Here is a 5,423-nt window from a genome sequence, read left to right on the forward strand (position 1 = left end):
ATGTTCGCCGCAGATGCCGAGTTTGAGCTCCGGCCGCGTCTGGCGGCCGCGTTCGGCGGCGATCCGGATTAATTCACCGACACCGTCGAAATCGAGCGAGATAAACGGATCGCGTTCGATGATGCCCTTGCGCTGATAGGTATTGATGAAACGGGCCGCATCGTCACGCGAAATGCCGAAGGTGGTCTGCGTCAAATCGTTGGTGCCGAAGGAGAAGAACTCCGCCGCTTCAGCGATGACATGAGCACGCAGGGCCGCACGCGGCAGCTCGATCATGGTGCCGGTGAGATATTCGATCTCCATCCCGGTCTCTTTGGCGACGGCGGCAGCAACGCCATCGATGACCGCGGTCACATAATCCAACTCCGAGCGCAGACCCACCAGCGGCACCATGATCTCAGGCACGACGGGTGCGCCAGTGATGCGCGCCGCCGCAACGGCGGCTTCGAAAATGGCGCGGGCCTGCATTTCCGCGATCTCGGGATAGGAAATGGCGAGACGGCAGCCGCGATGGCCGAGCATCGGGTTAAACTCGTGCAGCGCATCGAGCCGCTGGCGAAACACCGTTTGCGGCATGCCCATGGCGGCGGCGACCTCGACGATCTCGCCATCGGTCTTCGGCAGGAATTCGTGCAGCGGTGGGTCAAGCAGGCGGATCGTCACCGGCAGGCCATGCATGATCTGGAACAGTTCGGTGAAATCCGAACGCTGCATCGGCAGAAGCTCATCAAGCGCCGCCCGCCTGCCCTTTTCGCTTTCGGCAAGGATCATCTCGCGCATCACATGGATACGGTCGCCCTCGAAGAACATGTGTTCGGTGCGGCAGAGGCCGATGCCCTCAGCGCCAAAGGCACGGGCAGCGCGGGCGTCTGCCGGCGTGTCGGCATTGGTGCGCACGGTCATCCGGCGCAGATCGTCCGCCCATTCCATCAGCTTGCCGAAATCGCCCGAGAGTTCCGGCTGCATCATCGGCACCTCGCCCTTCAGCACGCGGCCGGAGGACCCGTCAATCGTGATGACATCGCCGCGTTTGAGCATGCAGCCGACGCCGATCAGCACCTTGTTGCGCATGTCGACGCGCATGGAGCCCGCGCCGGTGACGCAGGGAATGCCCATGCCGCGCGCGACGACGGCGGCGTGGCTTGTCATCCCACCGCGCGTCGTCAAAATGCCTTCGGCCGCATGCATGCCGTGAATATCTTCCGGGCTGGTTTCGATGCGCACCAGAATGACGCTGCGGCCTTCAGCTTCCGCCGCAACCGCCTCTTCGGCGGTAAAAACGATTTCCCCCGTCGCCGCCCCCGGAGACGCCGGCAGACCGGAGCCGATGATCGGTCGGGATGTGCCGGGATCGATGGTCGGGTGCAGCAACTGGTCGAGCGAGGACGGCTCAATGCGGCAGACGGCTTCCTCCTGCGAAATCAGCCCTTCTTCTACCATGTCGACAGCGATTTTCATCGCGGCTCGGGTTGTGCGTTTGCCGGAGCGGGTCTGCAACATCCAGAGCTTGCCGCGCTCGATGGTAAATTCCAGGTCCTGCATGTCGCGATAATGGGTTTCCAGCCGCTTGCAGATCGCCAGGAATTCCGAAAAAGCTTCTGGCATCAGCTTTTCCATGGAAGGCTTGTCGGAACCGGAGGTGAGACGCGCGGCCTCGGTGATGGATTGCGGCGTGCGGATGCCGGCGACCACGTCTTCGCCTTGCGCGTTGACGAGGAATTCTCCGTAAAGCTCTGCCTCGCCTGTCGACGGATTACGGGTAAAGGCAACGCCGGTTGCCGATGACGATCCGAGATTGCCGAAGACCATGGCCTGCACGTTGACGGCCGTGCCCCAGTCGCCGGGAATATTGTGCAGGTGCCGATAGGTCAGGGCCCGGTGGTTGGTCCAGCTGGCGAACACAGCGCCGATTGCGCCCCAGAGCTGAACATGACAGTCCTGCGGGAAGGCCTCGCCAAGCTCATCCTCGATCAGCTTCTTGTAAAGCGAAACGACGTGCTGCCACTCGACCGCAGACATGTCCGTATCATATTCGTGACCAAGCCGGCCTTTTTCATCTTCGAGGATTTCCTCGAACATTTCATGGTCGAGACCCATGACGACATCGGCATACATCTGGATGAAGCGGCGATAGCTGTCCCAGGCGAAACGGGCATCGCCGGCATCGTGACCCAACGCCTCGACGGTGCGGTCGTTGAGACCGAGATTGAGCACCGTATCCATCATGCCGGGCATGGAGGCACGCGCGCCGGAGCGAACGGAGATGAGCAGCGGCGACTGGCTGCCGCCGAAGGTTTTGCCCGTCACGGTTTCCATGCCATGCAGGCCCGCCATGACCTGAACCTTCAGGTCATCAGGCAGATCGCGTCCGTTCTTGTGATAAAGCGCGCAGGCATCGGTGATAATGGTGAGGCCGGGAGGAACGGGTAGGCCGAGAGTTGCCATTTCGGCAAGGTTTGCGCCCTTGCCGCCCAATATGGCAACGTCACCTGCCCTGCCCTCGGCGACACCGTTGCCGAAGGTATAAACCCATTTTTTCATTCCACGCTCTCCACCCAGAAGCGTTGTCATTTTTCTATCATCTACAGCATCGGCGGCATGTTGGAAACGCCACTGGGAGCAGTTTACATCGCAGTGCAGCATAATTGCGGCGGATTCCGCACCAGAATTGCCTTAAACACGACATAACAGCAGCACTGACGCATTCGTGTAATGCGAAGTAACGGAGTGTTTCCTAAGCCATTCAAATCGCGACGAAGAGATTATTCATGCAATTTACCCGCCGCCAGACGCTTAAATTTGCCGGAATTTCCTGTGCAGCCAGCGCACTTGCCGGCGCGTTAAGGGCCGAAGGGGACAATTCCCCTGCAATTGCCGCCGTTCCCTTTGCCCTGACGACGCCCATGCATATCGGCCAAGCGGCATTGCGGGTGCGTGAGCTTGATCCGATGATCGATTATTATCGCTCGGTTCTCGGCTTCAACGAGGTGGAACGGACGGCAAGGGGCGTGACGTTGGGGGTTGGGACAGTGCCCCTGCTCGATCTCGTGCACAAGCCGGCGGCGGATTTCGAGAGCCCGACTTCCGCCGGCCTGTTTCACATCGCTTACCTGATGCCCTCCCGCAAGGATCTGGCGCGATGGCTGGTGCATGCGGCGCTGAAGCAGGTGCCCCTGACCGGCTTTGCCGATCACAATGTCAGCGAGGCGATCTATCTTAGCGATCCCGAAGGCAACGGCATCGAGGTCTACAGCGACCGGCCCAGGGACACGTGGGTCTGGAGCGGCCGCGTGGTCAAGATGGGGACCGAACCGCTCGACGTCGACAATCTGGTGGCGCTGACCGACACGACGAAAAGCGATTTTGAGGCCGCGCCGACCGGCATGCGCATCGGCCATGTTCACCTGCGTGTCGGTGAAATCGCCCACGCCCGTGCCTTTTATGAGCAGGCGGTGGGTTTGCAACCGACACAGGATGCGCGCGCGGACGCCTCCTTCCTCTCCTCCGGCGGTTACCATCACCATCTGGCAGTGAACACCTGGAACAGCCGTGGCGCAAAGGAACGAAACGCCATGGAAACCGGCCTCGACTGGTTTTCGATCATCGTGCGCAATCCCGCCGATCTCGAGGAGCAAAAGACACGACTGAGGGCCGCCGGTTGCGTGTTGGTGGAGATGGAGAATAACGTCGTGGAAGCGATAGACCCCTGGAGCACGCGGCTGCGGCTGGTGCCGGGGGAAGCTTGAGAGGTTAAGAAGTAGACGACGTCCAATCTCATCCCCAACAGCAGCCTTATCGGCGTGACTGAGTTACATGGCTGGAAAGGACGGCTAATTAACAAGCCCAGACGTGAAAAGCCTTTGTCTTATTTCTTCGTACTGTTCCTCCGCCACATAAACGAAATTGCCGTTTTTTCTTAGCCAATTCGCGGCGTGCTGCCTAACCGATAGTTCTGACGAAATTGAAAATAAATCGTCATCCAGAGACTCAAGCAACGGTTGTTTTATATAATCGTCGGTACTCAACATACGATACACTTCGTTGGGATTGGCCTTCGTCCAGCGAATCATTTCGCGAAGAATGTTCACCTGTCTTTCAGCACCTAAGAGAGTAAGGCCATCAAGCGCGATCGCCATCTCGGCCTGATCTCCATCAAGGTTATTTATATATTGGTTGTGACCACCATTATTAACTTCACCTTCATATCGCAACGCTCGAGCTATTTCCACCTCTGCGCAACGTATACTCGAAATGGATTCGTTAACTTTATAAGTCATCCTTTGAATATATAGGTCCATATAGTTGAAAAAAGTTTCAACGAAAATGCTATCATCGTCCACGTAAGCAGAATTCATATAAATTTTCATCAATAACCTTTATAATCCCAGCAATTAAAGATATCGTCCCATTGAGTATAAAGATGCAAACGTCGAGCACGACGCAGATGGCACTTGGAAAAGAAATGCCTTGCGAGGCTGTTGCAGCAACCTCGCAAGGCAACCCATCCGGTACAGGAAACCGGATGGAGGGGTTCTGGGAGAGCACCCTGAGGCTCGCGATGATGATAGCAAGGGAGCGCGGGTTCTTGCCCACCCGAATGGGTGATATCGGCTGAAAAATTCGCGTTTTAAGAGAATTTTGCGGTCGGGCTCAGACGGCTTCGCGGAGCTGCTCGGCGGTCTGCAGATCGACCGACACGAGTTGAGATACACCCTGTTCGGCCATGGTGACACCGAAGAGGCGGTTCATGCGCGCCATGGTGATGGGATTATGGGTGATGATGACGAAGCGGGTTTCGGTGGAGGCCACCATTTCGTCCATCAGGTTGCAATAGCGCTCGACATTGTGGTCGTCGAGCGGCGCGTCCACCTCGTCCAGCACGCAGATTGGCGCGGGATTGGTCAGGAAGACCGCAAAGATCAGCGCCATGGCCGTCAGGGCCTGCTCGCCGCCTGACAGAAGCGTCATGGTCTGCGGTTTTTTGCCCGGCGGACGGGCGAGGATTTCGAGGCCGGCTTCCAGCGGATCATCGGATTCGATCAGCTGCAATTCCGCCGTGCCGCCGCCGAAGAGATGGGTGAACAGTCGCTGGAACTGTGAATTGACCACGTCGAAGGCGGCAATCAGCCGCTCGCGACCTTCGCGATTGAGGCTCTGGATGCCGGCGCGCAGCTTGCGTACCGCATCGATGATATCGTCCCGCTCCTTGATCAGCGCCGCGAGCTTGGCGGAAAGCTCGGCCTGTTCCTCCTCGGCACGCAGATTGACGGCGCCAAGCCTTTCGCGCTCGATCTTCAGCCGGTCCAGATCACGCTCGACATCGCGTATATCGGGCTTTGGCTGGTCCGGGCCAAGGCCGGTCAGGCGAAACGCCATATGCGGCTCGGTATTCAACGTTTCGCGGATGCGATGTTCCGCCTCCT

General features: G+C 58.5%; 3 protein-coding genes and 1 pseudogene. 1 reads left to right on the plus strand and 3 read right to left on the minus strand.

Translation table 11 applies throughout. The features are described 5' to 3' along the window. On the minus strand, nt 1-2,541 hold a 2,541-nt coding region (gene ppdK, locus ACUTJJ_RS24565; protein WP_445543726.1), incomplete at its 3' end, for a pyruvate, phosphate dikinase. 227 nt (nt 2,542-2,768) lie between these two features. On the opposite strand from ppdK, the gene ACUTJJ_RS24570 reads away from it, so the two are divergent. Beyond that, entirely contained in the window at nt 2,769-3,746 is a 978-nt protein-coding gene (locus ACUTJJ_RS24570; RefSeq protein WP_296064945.1) for a VOC family protein, read from the plus strand. An 84-nt stretch (nt 3,747-3,830) separates the two neighbouring features. On the opposite strand, the gene ACUTJJ_RS24575 is transcribed toward ACUTJJ_RS24570, so the two are convergent. Further along, a complete protein-coding gene (locus tag ACUTJJ_RS24575) occupies nt 3,831-4,367 on the minus strand; it encodes a DMP19 family protein (RefSeq protein WP_445543727.1) in 537 nt (178 codons plus the stop codon). 283 nt (nt 4,368-4,650) lie between these two features. Continuing rightward, nucleotides 4,651-5,423, minus strand: a pseudogene (locus ACUTJJ_RS24580) (chromosome segregation protein SMC); the annotation flags it as partial.

This window comes from Agrobacterium sp. DKPNP3, from assembly GCF_052686535.1.